The sequence below is a fragment of the Streptomyces sp. NPDC058289 genome (assembly GCF_042880975.1).
Classification (GTDB): domain Bacteria; phylum Actinomycetota; class Actinomycetes; order Streptomycetales; family Streptomycetaceae; genus Streptomyces; species Streptomyces stoeckheimensis.
In genome coordinates this window covers 50,569-69,525 of record NZ_JBHVYI010000044.1, presented here as the reverse complement: position 1 = coordinate 69,525, position 18,957 = coordinate 50,569, and the positions used below count along the sequence as shown (strand labels likewise).

Annotated in this window: 16 protein-coding genes and 1 riboswitch; of the genes, 6 read left to right on the top strand and 10 right to left on the bottom strand. The window is 70.5% G+C overall.

Going from position 1 to position 18,957, the window contains the following annotated elements; genetic code table 11:
• Positions 1 to 324: 324 nt before the first annotated feature.
• The 10 genes from ACFVX6_RS22725 to ACFVX6_RS22680 form a co-directional block, all read right to left on the bottom strand.
• Positions 325 to 1,191 (bottom strand): thioesterase family protein, encoded by an 867-nt coding sequence (locus ACFVX6_RS22725; RefSeq protein ID WP_389694155.1) that lies wholly within the window; start codon positions 1,189 to 1,191, stop codon positions 325 to 327.
• A 73-nt stretch (positions 1,192 to 1,264) separates the two neighbouring features.
• Complete coding sequence (locus ACFVX6_RS22720) at positions 1,265 to 1,921, bottom strand: trimeric intracellular cation channel family protein (RefSeq protein ID WP_389694153.1); 657 nt, start codon at positions 1,919 to 1,921, stop codon at positions 1,265 to 1,267.
• A gap of 364 nt (positions 1,922 to 2,285) precedes the next feature.
• Positions 2,286 to 3,389: an ABC transporter ATP-binding protein gene (locus ACFVX6_RS22715; RefSeq protein ID WP_389694151.1), complete on the bottom strand. Its 1,104-nt coding sequence runs from the start codon at positions 3,387 to 3,389 to the stop codon at positions 2,286 to 2,288.
• A gap of 5 nt (positions 3,390 to 3,394) precedes the next feature.
• Positions 3,395 to 4,516 (bottom strand): ABC transporter ATP-binding protein, encoded by a 1,122-nt coding sequence (locus tag ACFVX6_RS22710; RefSeq protein WP_389694149.1) that lies wholly within the window; start codon positions 4,514 to 4,516, stop codon positions 3,395 to 3,397.
• Entirely contained in the window at positions 4,513 to 5,511 is a 999-nt protein-coding gene (locus ACFVX6_RS22705) for an ABC transporter permease (RefSeq protein ID WP_389694147.1), read from the bottom strand. Before ACFVX6_RS22705 ends, ACFVX6_RS22710 begins: the two co-directional genes overlap by 4 nt.
• A gap of 126 nt (positions 5,512 to 5,637) precedes the next feature.
• Complete coding sequence (locus ACFVX6_RS22700) at positions 5,638 to 7,416, bottom strand: ABC transporter substrate-binding protein (RefSeq protein ID WP_389694145.1); 1,779 nt, start codon at positions 7,414 to 7,416, stop codon at positions 5,638 to 5,640.
• Positions 7,417 to 7,518: 102 nt separating this feature from the next.
• A complete protein-coding gene (locus ACFVX6_RS22695) occupies positions 7,519 to 8,514 on the bottom strand; it encodes an ABC transporter permease (RefSeq protein WP_389694143.1) in 996 nt (331 codons plus the stop codon).
• Between the two features lie 473 nt (positions 8,515 to 8,987).
• Complete coding sequence (locus ACFVX6_RS22690) at positions 8,988 to 9,728, bottom strand: enhanced serine sensitivity protein SseB C-terminal domain-containing protein (RefSeq protein ID WP_389694141.1); 741 nt, start codon at positions 9,726 to 9,728, stop codon at positions 8,988 to 8,990.
• Positions 9,729 to 9,795: 67 nt separating this feature from the next.
• A complete protein-coding gene (locus ACFVX6_RS22685; RefSeq protein WP_389694139.1) occupies positions 9,796 to 10,506 on the bottom strand; it encodes an enhanced serine sensitivity protein SseB in 711 nt (236 codons plus the stop codon).
• 135 nt (positions 10,507 to 10,641) lie between these two features.
• Positions 10,642 to 11,325: an AAA family ATPase gene (locus ACFVX6_RS22680; protein WP_389694137.1), complete on the bottom strand. Its 684-nt coding sequence runs from the start codon at positions 11,323 to 11,325 to the stop codon at positions 10,642 to 10,644.
• A 179-nt stretch (positions 11,326 to 11,504) separates the two neighbouring features.
• Positions 11,505 to 11,608: riboswitch (glycine riboswitch) on the top strand.
• A 184-nt stretch (positions 11,609 to 11,792) separates the two neighbouring features.
• Here ACFVX6_RS22680 and gcvT point away from each other — a divergent pair.
• From gcvT to ACFVX6_RS22650, 6 genes are all read left to right on the top strand, one after another.
• On the top strand, positions 11,793 to 12,908 hold the full coding sequence (gcvT, locus tag ACFVX6_RS22675) for a glycine cleavage system aminomethyltransferase GcvT (protein WP_389694135.1): 1,116 nt from the start codon (positions 11,793 to 11,795) through the stop codon (positions 12,906 to 12,908).
• 103 nt (positions 12,909 to 13,011) lie between these two features.
• A complete protein-coding gene (gcvH, locus tag ACFVX6_RS22670; RefSeq protein ID WP_254384336.1) occupies positions 13,012 to 13,392 on the top strand; it encodes a glycine cleavage system protein GcvH in 381 nt (126 codons plus the stop codon).
• Positions 13,393 to 13,406: 14 nt separating this feature from the next.
• Positions 13,407 to 14,663, top strand: a complete 1,257-nt coding sequence (gene glyA, locus ACFVX6_RS22665) for a serine hydroxymethyltransferase (protein ID WP_389694133.1) — start codon at positions 13,407 to 13,409, stop codon at positions 14,661 to 14,663.
• Between the two features lie 167 nt (positions 14,664 to 14,830).
• Positions 14,831 to 16,489 (top strand): APC family permease, encoded by a 1,659-nt coding sequence (locus tag ACFVX6_RS22660; RefSeq protein WP_389694131.1) that lies wholly within the window; start codon positions 14,831 to 14,833, stop codon positions 16,487 to 16,489.
• 144 nt (positions 16,490 to 16,633) lie between these two features.
• A complete protein-coding gene (locus ACFVX6_RS22655) occupies positions 16,634 to 18,016 on the top strand; it encodes an L-serine ammonia-lyase (RefSeq protein WP_389694129.1) in 1,383 nt (460 codons plus the stop codon).
• Positions 18,017 to 18,173: 157 nt separating this feature from the next.
• A complete protein-coding gene (locus ACFVX6_RS22650) occupies positions 18,174 to 18,872 on the top strand; it encodes a HEAT repeat domain-containing protein (RefSeq protein ID WP_389694127.1) in 699 nt (232 codons plus the stop codon).
• The last annotated feature ends 85 nt before the right edge of the window (positions 18,873 to 18,957 follow it).

Here is an 18,957-nt window from a genome sequence, read left to right as displayed (position 1 = left end):
ACCCGCCGGTCCCGGGCTGCGCCCGAGGCCCTGGGGCTCCGCCCCAGACCCCGCGCCTCAAACGCCGGCGAGGCTGGATTTCGCTCGGCGTTCGAAGCGCGGGTCCGGGCAGAGCCCGGGGAACGGTGGAAGGGCGGGTAGGGGACCTCGCCCCGCAGGGCCGACCCAGCCGCACCCGCCCACCGGCCCCCGCACCAGGCAGCCGTCGCGGCACGCCGACCCGCCACCGCCGGACGGAGTCCGGCGCAGCGGTGCGAAGCCCGCGCAGCGGTGCGAGCCTCGCGTCAAGAAGGAGAGCTCCGTGTCAAGAGGGAAGGCTCCGTGTCAAGAAGGGGCCACCACGCGCGGAGCGCTGGCGAGCTGGCGGGACTGGGCCACCAGCCGGTCCGCCGAGTCCCAGACCTCCGCGTCCTCTTCCAGGAAGCCGCCCGCCAGGTTCCGCGTGGTGATCGACACCCGGAGCGGACCGGGCGCCGGGCGCTGGCGGATGTGGGTGGTGAGTTCCACCGTCGGGGTCCAGCCGAGCAGGCCGAGGTCGAAGGAGGTCGGCGGGAGGGCGTCCACGGCGAGGAGGAGGGAGAAGGGGTCGGCATCACGGCCGTCCGCGAGCTCGAACCAGGACCGCATCTCCCCCTTGCCCGAGGGCTGTCCGACGGCCCAGCCGGCCGTCGCCGGGTCCAGGCGCAGCCGGAGCCGGTCCACGATCGCGGAGCTGCCGGGGATCGGGGCCGGGCCGGCTTCGGGGCCGAGGCAGTCCTCGTAGGCGGGGATGGCGGGCGGGAGGGCCGTGGTGTGGACGGAGTCCGGGAGCGCCGCGAGGTCCCCGTAGGAGGCCAGGACGCGGATCCGCTCGATCTCGGCGCCGGTCTCGTCGAACTGGAAGAGCGAGGCCTGTCCCGTGGAGAGCGTGCGGCCGACCCGTACGACCTCGGTGCGGATCACGGCGGGGCCGGGGACCGACGAGGTCAGGTAGTGCGCGGAGACCGTGAAGGGGTCCGGGTGCGGCAGGGCTGCCGACAGGGCACGGCCGACGAGGGCCAGGAGGTAGCCGCCGTTGACGGCGGTGATGATCGTCCACCCGGCGGAGAGGTCCGCGTCGTACACACCGGGCTCGCCCGCACGGGCGGTGACGGTGGTGTCGCGGTCGAACTCGCTGTCGCCGATGGAGGCCTTGGCAGCTGCGTGTGACATGGAACGACCGTACACCCGCTCCCTACTAAGCGGTAGCTTTGCCTGGTGTGGTGGCCGCTACGGTCCCCCGCGCCTACGGCTCCTCCGCCACCGACGAGCGGCGGTTCCACGCGAGGGGCGCCCGCCAGTGGTAGCGGATGGCCAGCAGCCGCAGCACGAAGGTGGTGACGATCGCCAGGCCCGTCGTGATGCCGTTCAGATGGTCGAAGCTGATGAAGAGCGCCACCATCGAGGCGCCGATGACGGCCGGTACGGCGTACATCTCGCGGTCGCGCAGCAGCGAGGGCACCTCGTTGACGAGGACGTCGCGCAGCACGCCGCCGCCGACGGCGGTCGCCAGGCCCAGCGCGGCGGACGCGGTGAGGCCGAGGCCGTACTCGTAGGCCTTGGTCGTGCCCGTCACGCAGAACAGCCCGAGGCCGGCCGCGTCGAAGACGTTGATGGCGCGGTTGATCCGCTGGACCTCGGGGTGCAGGAAGAAGACGAACGCGGCGGCGATCAGCGGCGTGACGAAGAACCCGAGATCGCTGAAGGCGGCGGCGGGGGTGGCGCCGATGACGATGTCGCGGAACAGGCCGCCGCCGAGGGCGGTGACGAGCGCGAGGACGACGATGCCGAAGACGTCGAAGTTCTTGCGTACGGCGAGCAGGGCGCCGGCCGTGGCGAAGACGAAGATGCCCGCGAGGTCCAGGCCGTGCTGGACTCCGGGCGGGAAGAGATCGTGGAGCACGGGCTCATTGTGCCGGTCGCCTCGCGGCCGGCAGGAACGGGTGGGGGCGGCCCCTCGCCCCGGGGTGGCATCCGGCCCTGCGGGGCGGGGCGGCACCCGCCGGAAGTCCGGCCCGTGAGCGGGTGCGGCGCCGCCGTCAGGGGCTCCGCCCCCGAACCCCCGCGCCTCGAACGCCGGCGAGGCTGATTTTGCCCGGCGGGTCCGCGGGCATGCGGCCGGAGCGCGCCGCAGGGGCACCACCGCGCCACGAGCAGTCGGCCGGAGCGGGCCGCATGGGCACCACCGCGCCGCGAGCAGTCGGCCGGCACGGGTCTCACGAGTCCCCGGGGTGCCGGCGGGGCCGTTCGTGCCCCGCCGGCGACCGTCAGTCCGTCGGCTCCGCCACGGCCTCCGCCGCGCCCGGCAGGGCCGGGTCGCCCGGGGCCTGGTCAGGGGCGTTCTCCGGGTGGTGGCAGGCCACCTGGTGGCCGGTCTTCAGCGCGAGGAGCGGGGGCTCCTGCGTGGTGCAGACCTGGGTCGCCTTCCAGCACCGGGTGTGGAAGCGGCAACCGCTCGGCGGCGAGATCGGCGAGGGCACGTCTCCCTTGAGCAGGATGCGGCCGCTCTTCGCTCCGCGCCGGCGCGGGTCCGGCACCGGGACGGCCGACATCAGGGCCGTGGTGTACGGGTGCATGGGCGCCGCGTAGAGGGACTTGTTGTCCGCGAGCTCGACGATCTTGCCGAGGTACATGACCGCGATCCGGTCCGAGACGTGCCGGATGACCGACAGGTCGTGGGCGATGATCACGTACGTGAGGCCGAGCTCCTCCTGGAGGTCGTCCAGCAGGTTGACCACCTGGGCCTGGATGGAGACGTCCAGGGCCGAGACCGGCTCGTCGGCCACCACGAGCTTCGGCTTCAGGGCCAGTGCGCGGGCGATGCCGATGCGCTGGCGCTGACCGCCGGAGAACTCGTGCGGGTAGCGGTTGTAGTGCTCCGGGTTGAGGCCCACGAGGGACAGCAGCCGCTGGACCTCCGCCTTGAGGCCGCCCTCCGGCTGGACTCCCTGGAGCTTGAACGGGGCGCTGACGATGGTGCCCACCGTGTGCCGCGGGTTCAGCGAGCCGTAGGGGTCCTGGAAGATCATCTGCACGTCGCGGCGCATCGGGCGCATGCCGGCCACGCTCAGGTGCGTGATGTCCTTGCCCTCGAACTCGACCTTTCCGCCGGTCGGTTCGAGCAGCCGGGTGATCAGCCGGCCCATGGTCGACTTGCCGCAGCCGGACTCGCCGACGATGCCGAGGGTCTCACCGCGCCGGACGTCGAAGTCGATGCCGTCGACGGCCTTCACGGCCCCGACCTGGCGGCGCAGCAGCCCCTTGGAGATGGGGAAGTGCTTGACCAGTCCGGTCACCCTGAGCAGCGGCTCCGGGGAGTCCACCGCCTGGGCCGGGACGGTCACCGTGGCGGCCTTCTCGTTCTTGCTCATGTCGGTCACAGCTTCGGCGCAATCTCTTCGGTCCAGATCCGGTCCCGCTGCTCCGGGGAGAGGTGACAGGCGGCCCAGTGCCGGCCGGCGCCCTCCGCGGAGGTGTCGACGAGGGACAGCTCGGGCCGTACGGTCCGCGTGACATCGTCCTTGGGCAGGTCGGCGTACGGGCACCGGGGGTTGAAGGCGCAGCCGCTCGGGATGTTGATCAGGCTGGGCGGCGAACCCTTGACCGGGATGAGGCGCTCGGTCTGCTCCCGGTCGATGCGCGGCATCGAGCCGAGCAGGCCCCAGGTGTACGGGTGGCGGGGCTCGTAGAACACCTTCTCCGCGCTGCCGCGCTCCACGCACCGGCCGCCGTACATCACGAGGAGGTCGTCGGCCATCTCGGCGACCACGCCGAGGTCGTGCGTGATCATGATGACCGCGGAGCCGAACTCCTTCTGCAGGTCCCGGATCAGGTCGAGGATCTGCGCCTGGACGGTGACGTCCAGGGCGGTGGTGGGCTCGTCCGCGATGAGCAGTTCGGGATTGTTGACCAGCGCCATCGCGATCATCGCGCGCTGGCGCATGCCGCCGGAGAACTCGTGCGGGTAGCTGTCGACCCGCTTGTGCGGCTCGGGGATGCCCACGCGGTCCAGGAGGTCGACGGCCCGCTTGCGGGCGGTCTTCTTGTCGGCCTTGTTGTGGACCCGGTAGGCCTCGGCGATCTGCTTGCCCACGGTGAAGTAGGGGTGCATCGCCGACAGCGGGTCCTGGAAGATCATCGCGATCTCCCGGCCGCGCAGCTTGCGGACCTCTTCCTCGGGGCTGGACAGCAGTTCCTTGCCGTCGAGCCAGATCTCGCCGGAGATGCGGGCGCGCTGGCGGCCGTACTGGCCGACCCGGTGCAGGCCCATGATGCCCAGCGAGGTCACCGATTTGCCGGAGCCGGACTCGCCGACGATGCCGAGGGTCTTGCCCTTCTCCAGCGTGAAGGAGAGTCCGTCCACGGACTTGACCAGGCCGTCTTCCGTGGGGAAGTGCACCTTGAGGTCGCGTACGTCGAGGAACGCGGTGCCGGGCGCGCCGGTGGCGACGGGCTCGTTCAAAGCGCCCGTCACGGCGGGCGTCGTCGAATCGGTCATGACAGCCTCACTCGGGGGTCGATCACCGCGTACAAGAGGTCGACGACGAGGTTGGCCGCGACGACGAAGAAGGCGGAGATCAAGGTGATGCCGAGAATGACCGGCAGGTCGTGCTCGCTGATGGCGCGGACGGCGCTGTAGCCGAGGCCGTGCAGCGAGAAGGTGTACTCGGTGAGGACGGCGCCGCCCATCAGCGCGCCCAGGTCGAGGCCCAGGACGGTCAGGATCGGCGTCATGGTCGAGCGCATCGCGTGCTTGCCGATGACGACGGGTTCCGTCAGTCCCTTGGCGCGTGCGGTGCGGATGTAGTCCTCGTTGAGCACTTCCAGCATGGTCGCGCGGGTGAGTCGCGCGTACATCGCGGCGTAGAGGAAGGCGAGCGAGATCCACGGCAGGACCATGCCGTTGAACCAGGTTCCCGGATCCTCGGCGAAGGTCTTCTCCGGACGCCCGAACCAGCCGAGCTGGTCGGAGAAGAGGGCGATGGCGAGCATGCCGGTGAAGTAGATCGGGAGGGAGACGCCGGCGAGGGCGATGCCCATGGCCGAACGGTCCAGGACCGTACCGCGCTTGAGGGCGGAGATGATGCCGGTGGCAACACCGCCGATCACCCAGAGCACGACGGCGCCGGCGGCGAGCGAGAGGGTGACGGGCAGCCAGTCGGTCAGCAGCGGCCACACCTCCTGCTCGGTCTTGAAGGAGTAGCCGAAGCAGGGCGCGGCGCATTGCGTGACGTCGTTGCCGTTGGCGTACGTACGACCCGCCACCAGCCCGACGACGAACTTGCCGAACTGGACGAGGATCGGGTCGTCGAGACCCATCTTCTGCCGGATGCCTTCGATGGCGGCGGGGTCGGACTGCTTGCCGACGAAGTACAGGGCCGGGTCCGTCCCGATCATCTTCGGGAAGAGGAAGAAGATTCCGAAGGTCACCAGCGAGATGACCAACAGCATGACGATGACGGCGAAGATCCGCCGGATGAGATATGCAAGCACTGCGCTCGGCCTGGCCGCGGCCCGGGGACGCCCTCTTCTGGAGAGCGCCCCCGAGCCGCCGCCGCGGCCATCACCTGCCCTTCGTGCCTAGCGGGTGTGGCACTGGAACTGAATCGGACGGTCGGTCTACTGGACGCCGAGCGAGGCGTAGTCGTAGCGGCCGTTGTACGCGTCGGAGGTGTAGACGTTGGTCAGCCGGCTGCTGCGCCAGTTGATCGTCTTGTCGTAGACGAAGGGCAGGTAGACCGCGGCCTCGGAGACCTTCTGGTTCATCTGCTTGTAGATGTCGCCGGCCTTGTTGGGGTCGGTCTCCGCGATGGCGTCGTCGAACAGCTTGTTGATCGCCGGGTCGTTGAGCTCGGAGAAGTTGTTGTTGCCGCTCTGCAGGATGAAGCGGCCGTCGACCAGCGGCTGGGAGAAGCCCTGTCCGGTCGGGAAGTCGGCGCCCCAGCCCATGATGATGATGCCGTAGCCCTTCTCCTTGACCACCTTCGGCGAACCGATGATGCCGGAGGTCTGGGCGCCGTCGAACTGGTCGACGTCGGCCTCGATGCCGACCTGCTTCAGGGCGTTCTGCAGGGAGACGGCCGTGGCGACCTCGACCGGCTTGTTGTTGCGGACCGCGATGGTCGTCTTGAAGCCGGTCTCCTTGCCACAGGCCTTCAGGGCGGCCTTGGCCTTGTCGACGTCGGGCTTGCCGTCGTTCGTCAGGACACCGTACGGGTCGTACTTGCCGTCGGAGCCCTTGATGCCGAGCGGGAGCATGTTGGGGGCGATGTCGCCACCGGCCTGCGGGCCGCCGCGGGCGGTCTGCAGGGACTTGTGGTCGGCCGCGTAGATGACGGCCTTGCGGCACTCGATGTTGTCGAACGGCGCGACGGTCTGGGGCATGACGGCGTACCGGATGAAGCCGGTCTGGCCGTTGTCCAGGTTGTCCTTGTGGTCCTTCAGCGCGGTGGCGCGGGCCGCCTGGCCGATGCCGGTCGCGTTGATGTCCAGGTCGAACTCGCCGTTCATCAGGCGCTTGTCCATGTCGTCCGCGTTCGCCATGAACGTGACCGAGATGGAGTCCGGGAGCGCCTTGCGGATGGTGTCCGACTCGGCCTTCCAGGCCGTGTTGCGCGAGAGCTTCATGCTCTTGTTGGGCTCGTACGAGTCGATCTTGTACGGGCCGTTGGAGAAGGGCTTGAGGCCGTACTTGGCCGCGGTGTCCTTGTCCTGCTTGACGGGGCTGGCGGCCGGCATGGCCAGCATCTGCTCGAAGTCGCCGTTGGGCGCCGGGAGCTTGAAGATGACGGTCTTGGCGTCCGGGGTCTCGATCGCCTTGAGGCCGAGCTTGTCCGGGCTGGTGTCCTTGTACGGACCCGGGTACTCGGTCTTCGGGTCGAGGACCTGCATCAGGTAGACCGGGCCGCCGGAGATGACGTCCTGGGCCCAGGTGCGCTCGATGCCGTACTTCACGTCCTGGGCGGTGACGGGGGTGCCGTCCTCCCAGGTCACGTTGTCCTTGAGGGTGTACTTGTAGGTCTTGCCGCCGTCGCTGATCTCCGCGTTGGCGGTGGCCAGGTCGGGGACGAGCTCGGTGCTCTTGGAACCCGGCTCCGCCTTGAAGCTGACGAGCTGGCGGGCGTAGTAGCGGGAGAAGTCCCACATGAAGCCGTAGTAGCCGCGCTGCGGGTCCCACGAGTCGGCTTCCTGCGTACCGACGAACTTCAGCTCGCCGCCCGCCTTGGTGGAAGCGTTGGCGACCTTGCCGATGGCGGCGTTGAAGCCACCCGCGGCGGCCGGCTTCTCGTCCTTCGTCTTGCCGTCGTCGCCGCCACAGGCGGTCGCGGCCAGCATCGTCGCGAGCACGACGGCCGTGCCGGCGGCAAGCCTGCGCTTGGACATGCGATGGGTAGTCACGATGCTCGCAACCCTCCGTTGTGATTCCGGTTCGAAGCCGGGTTCCGGTGTGCCCTGCGGTTCTGACCTACGGGTGCCCTGCGGGATGACCTGCGGGGACGGCTAACGGGAGCCCTTCGGGTCGAGGGCATCGCGGACGCCGTCGCCGAAGAGGTTGAAGGCCAGCACGGTGATGAAGATCGCCATGCCGGGGAAGATCATGAAGAGCGGATCGTCCTCATAGGTCCGCACGGCCGTCGAGAGGGTCTCGCCCCAGGACGGTGTGGGCGGCTTGACGCCGACGCCCAGGAAGCTGAGCGCGGCCTCGGTCAGCACGTTGGTGGGGATCATCAGCGTCGCGTAGACGGTGATCGGCGCGACCAGGTTCGGCAGCAGCTCGCGGAAGAGGATGTACATCCGGCCCGCACCCAGGCTCCGCGCGGCTTCGACGTACTCCCGTTCGCGCAGCGACAGGGTCTGTCCGCGGACGATGCGGCCGATGTAGGGCCAGCCGAAGAAGCCGATCACCAGGACCAGTACGGCGATCCGCAGCCCCGATCCCTCGAAGCCCCAGAGCTTGCCGGGGACGACCGAGATCAGCGCGATGATGAAGAGCAGCTGCGGGAAGGCGAGCAGCAGGTCCATGACCCGGCTGATGGCCGCGTCGACCCAGCCGCCGAAGTAGCCGGCGACGATGCCGAAGAAGGTGCCCATCGAGACCGCCACGAAGGCGGACAGGAAGGCGACCAGCAGCGAGATGCGGGCGCCGTAGACGATGCGGCTGAACACGTCGCGGCCGTTGACCGGCTCGATGCCCAGCAGGAAGTCGCCGCTCATGCCGCCGTAGTCACCGGCCGGCAGGCCCAGCAGCGGGTCCAGCAGGTCTTCGTGCAGTTCCTCCGGGGGGTGGCCGAACGCGCTGACGATCAGCGGCGCGAACAGTGCGACGAGGATCAGCAGGAGCACGACGAAACCGCCGGCCAGCGCGACCTTGTCGCGCTTGAGCCGCATCCAGGCGATGCGGCCGGGCGAGCGGCCTTCGATGGCCTTGGCGGGGACGTCGGCTACGGACACGGGTGCGGGTGTCTCCGCGCTCATGTCGTGCAGTGGTGCCGTCATCGTGGTGGGGACCCCTCTCGGCCGACGGGTGGGCCGGCCCATGCCCGCCGCTGTGGCGGCGTTGGTGCGGAGTGGCGCTCGGAGTGCGAGGTGCGGATGCGTGCTGCGGAACGGGCGGTGCTGGTGGTGCGCATGGTGCTGTGCGAAACAACAGGCGAAGTTCCCGTGACGAGATCGCCTTTGGAGGACTCACCCGCTCTTGGGTGGGGAGTCTTCATCGGGCGCTCGATCAGCCGCCAGACCCGCAGGTGAATGGATGCGCAACCGTGATCTGAGGGTCGAGTTCCCGTTATCCGGACTTCGCTGTCATCTCAGCGGAGCAAGACATCCTGTTCGGTACGGAATCGGACATGGCGCCCAACTCGGCGTACTAGCGCGCCTATTGGGCGTACATCAGCGTCGAAATCAGGACAACGCAAAGGCCGCACGGAACGACTGTTCCGTGCGGCCTCGGGTGGCTAAATACCGATGTCTCAGTAGGCGGGCGCCTGTCCCTCGCGGTCGTAGAAGGGCCTGGTTTGCGCCCGCAGCCACATCGCCACCGGATCGTGTTCGTCCGCGAGCGCGACCGTGCACACGGGCACTCCCTCGGGGACCGCGCCGACCGACTGGCGCATCATCTCGCGCACGGATTCCAGCGCGTGCGCGGAGGCGTCGTACAGGTCGAGCCCGACGGCGAGGTACGGGGACCCCAGCGCGGGCTGCACCCAGGCGCGGCGCAGCGAGCGGACGGCGGGCGTGCGGTGCGCGTGCTGCGTGAGCAGCCCGTAGAACTGCGGCAGCTCGATGGCGGGCTCGGACAGCCGCAGCGGGCCGGCCGGCATCCGGTCCAGCCCGGTGGCGATCCGGCGCAGGTCGGCCCAGGGAATGCCGACGCCGCCGCCCTGGGCGTGCGGGTTGAGCCACAGCCCCCAGCGGTCGGGGTAGAGGGCGCGCGCGATGTCCCGGCCGGTGACCACCTCGTACCCGCGGTTCCAGCCGCTGGCGGCCAGCTCCTGCGGGGAGGTCACGCAGGGCGCGTACCCGAGGCCCTCGACCTCCATGCCGCCGTACTGGGCCTCCGGGGAGCCGGGCCGCCCCTGCCAGAGGAGCATCCACAGCCGTCCCTCGGCCAGGGCGTGCAGGAGAGACTCGTAGCTCTCGTAGCGCCCCGGAGTCACCTGGCGCAGCATGTGCTCGACCTGCCCGACCGCGGCCGTGCCTGACGCACTCACCCGGTACCCCTCTTCGTCTGTTCGTCCGCCCGTCGTCCACGCGTGTCGGCCACCAGCTTAAGCGTCACTACGGCAGGTAGAAGGGGCGTACGCGCTCACGTATGTAGTCGACGACCGGGTCCTCGGCGGCGTCGAGCAGGATCAACTGCACCGGCCAGGGCGGTGGTACGCGGGTCAGGGCGCGCCCCAGCGCGTCCATCGGGGCGTTTCGCATGCCGGGCTCCCATCCCACCAGGTGGACCCCGACGTACAGCTCCGGCGTGCCGCCCTCGACGCTGGCGAGGCAGCGGTGCGCGGACGCGACGACTCCGGTGGCGCGGAACTCCTCCGCGGCGGCGGCGAGGAACTCGACCGGGTCCTCCTGCCAGTCGGGCTCGTAGAGCCGGACCCGGCCGCCGGTGGCGGGGCCGTCGAGCGGGCTGCGGCCGGTGCGGCAGAGCTCCGCGACGGCCGGCGGGGGCAGGGGCACGCCGACGGATCCCTCGGGGTTGACCGCGAGGCCGAGCTGCGGGGGCAGGCCGCGGGCGAAGTCCACGGCGGGGGCGACGGCGAAGTCCATGGCGGGTCCGGCGCAGGCGCGGAACTGCTCCTCGGAGCTGTAGACGGGCACGTAGGCGGCGCCGTCGATGTCCATGGTGGGCAGGCTCAGGCTGTTCACCCCGCCGGGCAGCGGGACCCACAGGTGGCTCCGCCCGAGGACCTCGAGGATCCGCCCCCCGGCGTCCGCCTGTCCGAGCGCCGCCCCGAGCACCTGCTCCAGCTCGTTACCCGGCCACATGTACGTCTCCGCTCGCTTGCCCTTGGTCTCGACCCGAGGTTAACGGGCGGGTGCGACACCCCGGCCGGGGGCCGCCCGCTATCGCCGGCCGTCAGTCCGTCGGCCGTCAGTCCGTCGGCCGCCGACCGCCGACCGCTAGAGGAAGCCGATCGACGTCAGCCGGGACGCCGCCGGGCGGTCCAGCAGGGTCACCGACGCGCAGCCGGCCGGCGGGCGGCCCGCCTCGGCCTCGCGCAGCAGCCGGGCCACGGCGCCCCGGTGCCGGGCGAAGGCGTACGCCGAGACGCCCCGGCCCCGCGCCGCCTGCCCGGCCCGGGCCTCCTCGGGGGTGGTGTCCAGCAGCACCAGGTGCAGCGCGCGGCCGCGCCGCCGGGCCGCCGAGGCCAGCAGCGCCCGTACCCAGCTCTGCGTACCGCAGTCGTGGACGACGGCCGGGGCCCCGGAGCGGAGCACCCGCCACAGGCCCCAGTAGTGCGCGATCCGGACCGCCGGCCGGTACACCGCGTAGGGCAGGGCGGCCGGCATCCGGCGCTCCCACCGCTCGCGGGCGTCCTGGGAGTCGATGCCGCCGCCCTCCGCGGCCCGTTTGATCAGGGTGCTCTTGCCGCCGCCGGGCAGTCCGGAGACCACCACGACGTCCCCGGCGGCGAAGCGGAGCCGCCGCGGTCCCTCGGCCCCGCGCAGGTCGCGCACCGCTCCGGGCTCCCCGGCCGCCCCCGCCGCCGGATCCCGTACGACGCCGCGCTGCGACGGCACCCCGGCCACCGCGCCCTCGACGGTGCCGGTGCTCGTCGCCGCCAGTACTCCGAATCTCCGCACAGTGCTCGCCTCCCCCGCGACGGGTCGCCTGGACCCGTCCCCCTGAGTGTAAAGAGACGGTAATCCGGCGGCGCCGGTTCCGTTCCGGGTCCGCTCCGCTTGCGGACCCCCTCCCCCATTCGGCCGCACGTCGTGCAATGATGTGCGCCATCTGGACACCTAACTGCATACCGGCCGCTTGAATCCGCGCGGGAGAGTCCCGGCACGCCGCAAGGCGTTGCCCGGGCGCCGAAGGAGCAAGTACCTCCCTTGAATCTCTCAGGCCCCGTACCGCGTGGATGAGGCAGATCTGAAAAGCGAGCCGCGCCACCGCCCGTGAGGGCATCGGCGACGGTTCCACCCAAGGTGCAAGTCGATGGCCTTCCCCTGGAAGCGGGGAACTCTCGGCGAACCTCTCAGGTTCCGATGACAGATGGGGAGGAACTCCTCCTCGTCATGTCATGCCCTGGGACCCGGGAGCCACACCCATGAGCACTGCCCCCCGCCTGACCGCCCTCGATGCGCTGCACCGTTCGCTCGGTGCGACCATGACCGATTTCGCGGGCTGGGACATGCCCCTGCGGTACGCCAGCGAGCGCGACGAGCACAACGCCGTCCGCACCAAGGCCGGTCTCTTCGACCTCTCCCACATGGGCGAGATCACCCTGACCGGCCCCGAGGCCGTCAAGGTCCTGGACTACGCGCTGGTCGGCAACATCTCCACCGTCGGCGTCGGCCGCGCCCGCTACACGCACATCTGCCAGGAGGACGGCGGGATCCTCGACGACCTGATCGTCTACCGCCTGGGCGAGACCGAGTTCATGGTCGTCGCGAACGCCTCCAACGCCCAGGTCGTCCTGGACGCGATCACCGAGCGCGCCGCCGGCTTCGACGCCGAGGTCCGCGACGACCGCGACGCGTACGCGCTGCTCGCGGTGCAGGGTCCGGAGTCCCCCGGCATCCTCGCCTCCCTCACAGACGCCGACCTGGACGGGCTGAAGTACTACGCCGGCCTGCCCGGCACGGTCGCCGGGGTGCCCGCGCTGATCGCGCGTACCGGCTACACCGGCGAGGACGGCTTCGAGCTGTTCGTCGCCCCCGAGCACGCCGTGGAGCTGTGGCAGGCGCTGACCAAGGCGGGCGAGGGCGTCGGCCTGGTCCCGGCCGGCCTGTCCTGCCGCGACACCCTGCGCCTGGAAGCGGGCATGCCGCTGTACGGGCACGAGCTGACCACCTCCCTCACCCCATTCGACGCGGGTCTGGGCCGGGTCGTGAAGTTCGAGAAGGAGGGCGACTTCGTCGGCCGCGCCGCCCTGGAGGCCGCCGCCGAGCGCGCCGCTTCCAACCCGCCGCGCAAGCTGGTCGGCCTGATCGCCGAGGGCCGCCGCGTTCCGCGTGCGGGCTTCTCCGTGACCTTCGACGGCCAGGTCGTCGGCGAGGTCACCTCGGGCGCCCCGTCCCCGACGCTGGGCAAGCCGATCGCGATGGCCTATGTCGACGCGGCGCACGCCGCGCCCGGCGCCTCCGGCGTCGGCGTGGACATTCGCGGTACGCATGAGGCGTACGAGGTCGTGGCGCTGCCGTTCTACAAGCGGCAGAAGTAGCCCCGTACCGCACCGCACCGCGCCTCACCGCTGACCGGCGCATCGCGCCGGTCCGCAGGACCACCGTTCGTATCCACTCCCCCGCATCCAGGAGAATCAGGTCATGAGCAACCCCCAGCAGCTGCGTTTCAGCAAGGAGCACGAGTGGCTGTCGGACGCCGTCGACGGCGTCTCGACGGTCGGCATCACGGAGTTCGCGGCCAACGCGCTCGGTGACGTCGTCTACGCCCAGCTTCCCGAGGTGGGTGACACGGTGACCGCGGGCGAGACCTGCGGCGAGCTGGAGTCGACCAAGTCGGTCAGCGACCTGTACTCCCCCGTCACCGGCGAGATCGTCGAGTCCAACCAGGACGTCATCGACGACCCGGCGCTGGTGAACTCGGCTCCGTTCGAGGGCGGCTGGCTCTTCAAGGTGCGCGTCACGGAGGAGCCGGCCGACCTGCTCTCCGTCGACGAGTACGCCAAGCTCACCGCCGGCAACTGACCCAGGGAACCCTGATGTCTGTACTGAACACTCCCCTCCACGAGCTCGACCCGGACGTCGCCGCCGCCGTCGACGCCGAACTCGTGCGCCAGCAGTCCACCCTGGAAATGATCGCGTCGGAGAACTTCGCTCCGGTCGCCGTCATGGAGGCCCAGGGCTCGGTCCTGACCAACAAGTACGCCGAGGGCTACCCCGGCCGCCGCTACTACGGCGGCTGTGAGCACGTCGACGTGGTCGAGCAGATCGCGATCGACCGCATCAAGGCGCTCTTCGGCGCCGAGGCCGCGAACGTGCAGCCCCACTCCGGCGCGCAGGCCAACGCGGCCGCGATGTTCGCGCTGATCAAGCCGGGCGACACGATCATGGGCCTGAACCTGGCCCACGGCGGTCACCTGACCCACGGCATGAAGATCAACTTCTCCGGCAAGCTCTACAACGTGGTCCCGTACCACGTCGACGAGACCGGCGAGGTCGACATGGCCGAGGTCGAGCGCCTCGCCAAGGAGTCCAAGCCGCAGCTGATCGTCGCGGGCTGGTCCGCCTACCCGCGCCAGCTCGACTTCGCCGCCTTCCGCCGCATCGCGGACGAGGTCGGCGCGTACCTGATGGTCGACATGGCGCACTTCGCCGGTCTGGTCGCCGCGGGTCTGCACCCGAACCCGGTCCCGCACGCCCACGTCGTCACCACCACCACGCACAAGACCCTCGGCGGTCCGCGCGGCGGTGTCATCCTGTCGACGCAGGAGCTGGCCAAGAAGATCAACTCCGCGGTCTTCCCGGGTCAGCAGGGCGGCCCGCTGGAGCACGTGATCGCGGCCAAGGCCGTCTCCTTCCTCGTGGCGGCCTCGCCCGAGTTCAAGGAGCGCCAGGAGCGCACCCTGGAGGGTGCGAAGATCCTCGCCGCCCGCCTGGTCCAGGACGACGTCAAGGCCGTGGGCGTGGACGTCCTCACCGGCGGCACCGACGTGCACCTGGTCCTGGTCGACCTGCGCAACTCCGAGCTGGACGGTCAGCAGGCCGAGGACCGCCTCCACGAGGTCGGCATCACGGTCAACCGCAACGCCATCCCGAACGACCCGCGGCCGCCGATGGTCACCTCGGGTCTGCGGATCGGTACGCCGGCGCTGGCCACCCGCGGTTTCGACGCCGAGGCCTTCACCGAGGTCGCCGAGATCATCGCGCAGGCGCTGAAGCCGGCCTACGACGCCGAGGACCTGAAGGCGCGCGTCTCGGCGCTCGCCGCGAAGTTCCCGCTGTATCCGTCGCTCTAGGCACCGGCTTGGGAGGGCCCGGTCTTGTTGTGCACAGGGCCGGGCCCTTCTCATGACCAAAGCCTCAGGTGGATGCGGCCCATTGCCACTGAATCGGCCAAAAAATGGCAAATAGGCTCTGGATAAAAGCATGACCCGCACCCCTGGCAGGACGGACACCTCACCTCATGGACATGAGCGCGGCCAATAGGAAGGGACTCAGTCTCTTCGCCCTGATCATGATCGGGCTCGGCTCGATCTTCGGATCGGGCTGGCTCTTCGGAGCGGGCCAGGCGGCCGCCGTCGCGGGGCCCGCGGCGATCATCGCCTGGGTCATCGGTGCCGTCTTCATCGGCATGATCGCCATGTCCTACGCGGAAGTGGGCGCCGCCTACCCGCTGCCCGGCTCGATGGCCCGCTTCGGCACCATCTCGCACGGGCCGGTGCTCGGCTTCATCACCGGCTGGGCGGTCTGGATCGCCATCGCCGCACTGATCCCGATCGAGTCCATCGCCGGTACGCAGTACATGTCCTCCTGGAACTTCGGCTGGGCCAAGGGCCTCGTCGAGAACGGCGGCCTGACGACCTCCGGCATGGTGATGGCGCTGTTCCTGACGGTGGCGCTGTGGCTGGCCTGCTACTGGTCGGTCGCGCTGCTCGCCAAGGCGAACAACCTCCTCACCCTGGTCAAGTTCGCCATTCCGGTGCTCGCCGTGATCGCCCTGATCGCCTCCGGCTTCCACACCGGCAACTTCACCGACCACGGCGGCTTCGCGCCCAACGGCTGGTCCGCGGTCATGACCGCGGTCACCACCTCCGGCGTGGTCTTCGCCTTCAACGGCTTCCAGGCCGTCGTCAACCTCGGCGGCGCCGCCAAGAACCCCGGCCGCGCCATTCCGCTGGCCCTGGTCGGCGCGCTCTCCCTCGGCCTGGTCATCTACCTGGCCCTGCAGATCGCCTTCATCGGCGGTGTCCCGCCGGAGAAGCTGGCCGAGGCCGGCGGCTGGAGCGGCATCAACTTCTCCTCGCCGTTCGCCGACCTCGCCAAGATGCTGATGCTGCACTGGGTCGTCACGATGCTCCAGTTCGGTGCCTTCATCTCCCCGTCCGGCGCCAACATCGGCAACGTCGCCTCGGCCTCGTACATGGCGCAGAACCTCGCGGACACCGGCTTCTTCCCGAAGAAGATCCGCGAGGTCCACCCGAAGTACGGCACCGCGCGTCCCGCGATGTGGCTGAACCTCGGCTTCTCGATCCTGCTGCTGGTCACCGTCGGTCACAGCTGGGAGGCCCTGGCCAGCGTGGTCTCCGCCGCGATGGTGGTCTCGTACCTGATCGGCCCGATCGCGGTCGGCGTCTTCCGCAAGACCAAGCCCGAGCTTCCGCGCCCCTTCCGCCTGCCGGCGGCCAGGATCCTGTGCCCGATCACCTTCGCCTTCGCCGCCTGCGCCCTGTACTGGTCCAAGTGGCCGGACACCGGCAAGGTGGTGCTGCTCACCCTGGTCGCCGCCCCGATCGCGGCCGTGGTGCTCAAGCGCAAGGGCGAGAAGAACCTGGCCAAGCAGTTCGCCCCGGCCTGGTGGATGATCGCCTTCCTGCTGTGGCTGGGCACCCTGTCGGCGCTCGGCAGCAAGGAATTCGGCGGCCACGGGCTCATCCCGGGCGGCGTGGACATCGCCCTCGTGGGCCTCTCGGCCCTGGGCTTCTACTTCTGGGCCGTACGGTCCGGGGTCAAGGCCCACTACGCGGGCCTGCCGGGCCCGGACCCGGTCCTGGACGCCCCCGGGGCCGACACCGGCGCCGCCGAGCAGTCCGACGCACCGGAGCGCGAACTGAGCCACGCCTGAGCGCCCCCCTCCCGACCCGTCCGGCGGCCGAGCTGTTCACCTCACCGCGTTAAGCTCGGCTGCCGGACAAAATCCGCAGATCACCCCGATCAACCCCTCCTGCCCACGCTTCCCACCCACGAGCAGACATAGGAGTCCGCAACCGTGGCCATCTCCGTCTTCGATCTCTTCTCGATCGGCATCGGTCCCTCTTCCTCCCACACCGTCGGACCGATGCGCGCCGCGCGCATGTTCGTGACCCGGCTCAAGAAGGACGGCGTCCTCGCCCAGACCGTCTCGGTGCGCGCCGAGCTCTTCGGCTCGCTCGGGGCCACCGGGCACGGCCACGGCACCCCCAAGGCGGTGCTGCTGGGCCTGGAGGGCCACTCGCCCCGCACCGTGAACGTGGAGACCGCCGACGCCGAGGTCGAGCGCATCCGCCAGACGGGCCGCCTGCGCCTGCTGGGCACCGAGATAGGCGATGGCCACGAAATCGCCTTCGACGAGCCGAACCAGCTGATCCTGCACCGCCGGCGCTCGCTGCCGTACCACGCGAACGGCATGACGCTCTTCGCGTACGACGAGGCGGGCACCCCGCTGCTGGAGAAGACGTACTACTCGGTCGGCGGCGGTTTCGTCGTGGACGAGGACGCGGTCGGCGAGGACCGGATCAAGCTCGACGACACCCCGCTGAAGTACCCCTTCCGCAGCGGTGACGAGATGCTCCGTCTCGCGAACGAGACGGGCCTGTCGATCTCCTCGATGATGCTGGAGAACGAGAAGGCCTGGCGCACCGAGGACGAGATCCGCGAGGGCCTGCTGGAGATCTGGCGCGTCATGCAGGCCTGCGTCGCGCGCGGCATGTCCCGCGAGGGCATCCTCCCCGGCGGCCTGCGGGTCAAGCGCCGGGCCGCCTCCACGGCGCGCCAGCTGCGCACCGAGGGCGACCCGATGATGCACCGCAGCGAGTGGGCGACCATCTACGCGATGGCGGTCAACGAGGAGAACGCGGCCGGCGGCCGGGTCGTCACCGCCCCGACGAACGGCGCGGCGGGCGTCCTCCCGGCGGTCCTGCACTACTACATGAACTTCGTGCCGGGCGCCGACGAGGACGGCGTGGTCCGCTTCCTCCTCGCCGCGGGAGCGATCGGCATGCTCTTCAAGGAGAACGCCTCGATCTCCGGCGCCGAGGTCGGCTGCCAGGGCGAGGTCGGCTCCGCCTGCTCGATGGCGGCCGGCGCGCTGGCCGAGGTCCTGGGCGGCACCCCGGAGCAGGTCGAGAACGCGGCCGAGATCGGCATGGAGCACAACCTCGGCCTCACCTGCGACCCGGTCGGCGGCCTCGTGCAGATCCCCTGCATCGAGCGCAACGGCATGGCGGCGGTCAAGGCCGTCACCGCGGCCAAGATGGCGATGCGCGGCGACGGCAGCCACAAGGTCTCCCTCGACAAGGTCATCAAGACCATGAAGGAGACGGGCGCCGACATGAAGGTCAAGTACAAGGAGACCGCCCGCGGCGGCCTCGCGGTCAACGTCATCGAGTGCTGACCCGGGTTCCCGCCCGACCCTGCTCAACGCCGTTGGGGCGTGACTCGTCGAGTCACGCCCCAACGGGCTTTCCGGTCCGGTCCGAACGAGGAGGGCCGGCCGGTCCACCGGCCGACCCGGCCCGTGGGAGCGGACGGGGCTGGGAGACACTGAGCGCATGAACGCGGAAGAGATCGCTGCCCTCATCGCCCAAGCCGGTCACCAGGATCCCGATCTCCGTGCCGAGGTGGCGAGCGAGCTGCCCGGGGCCTTGTCCGGACAGGCCGACGACCCCGTGCCGGCGGCTCTGATCCGCCTGACTTCCGACCCCGTGGCGCGGGTGCGCGAGCAGGCCACCTTCGCGCTGGGGCAACTCGCCGAGGTGGACGCTCCGGACATCCGGGCGGCTCTGTGGCGGCGCGTCGAGGACGAGGATCGGGAGACGCGCGAGGAGGCCGTACGCGGTCTGGCCGTGCGCCGGGATCCGGGTGCGGTGCCGCTGCTCGCGGCTCTGCTCGGGGAGACGACCGCGTACGTCCAGACCTTCGGCGCGGCGGCAGTCCTGGGCGATCCGGGACTGCTGCCCGCGCTGAGCACGTACGACCCCTCGGATCCGGGCGTGGGCGAAGCGCTCCGGTCCTGCGACCCGGCCGCCCGGGAGCGGCGCGATGCCGCGGCGTGCGCGCTGCTGGACGCGGTCTACGCCCTGCTGCCCACCGTCGACGCTGCTCTGTACGCGTCGCGCTTCGAGGCCCACCTGACGCTCTCGCTCCGCACAGCCGGAGGCGGCGAGGTGACCTGGGACGCGGACGCCCTGCTCGTCCGCGCCGGCGGGGATCCGCGGCGGGCGGGCGAGCTGGTTGCCCAGGACATCTGAGCGAACGGCCGGGTCGACCGGACAAAGCCCCGTGGCCCCGCCCCGGCGGGCTCAACGGAACGGGGCGCCGGGGGTGGGCGGGGGT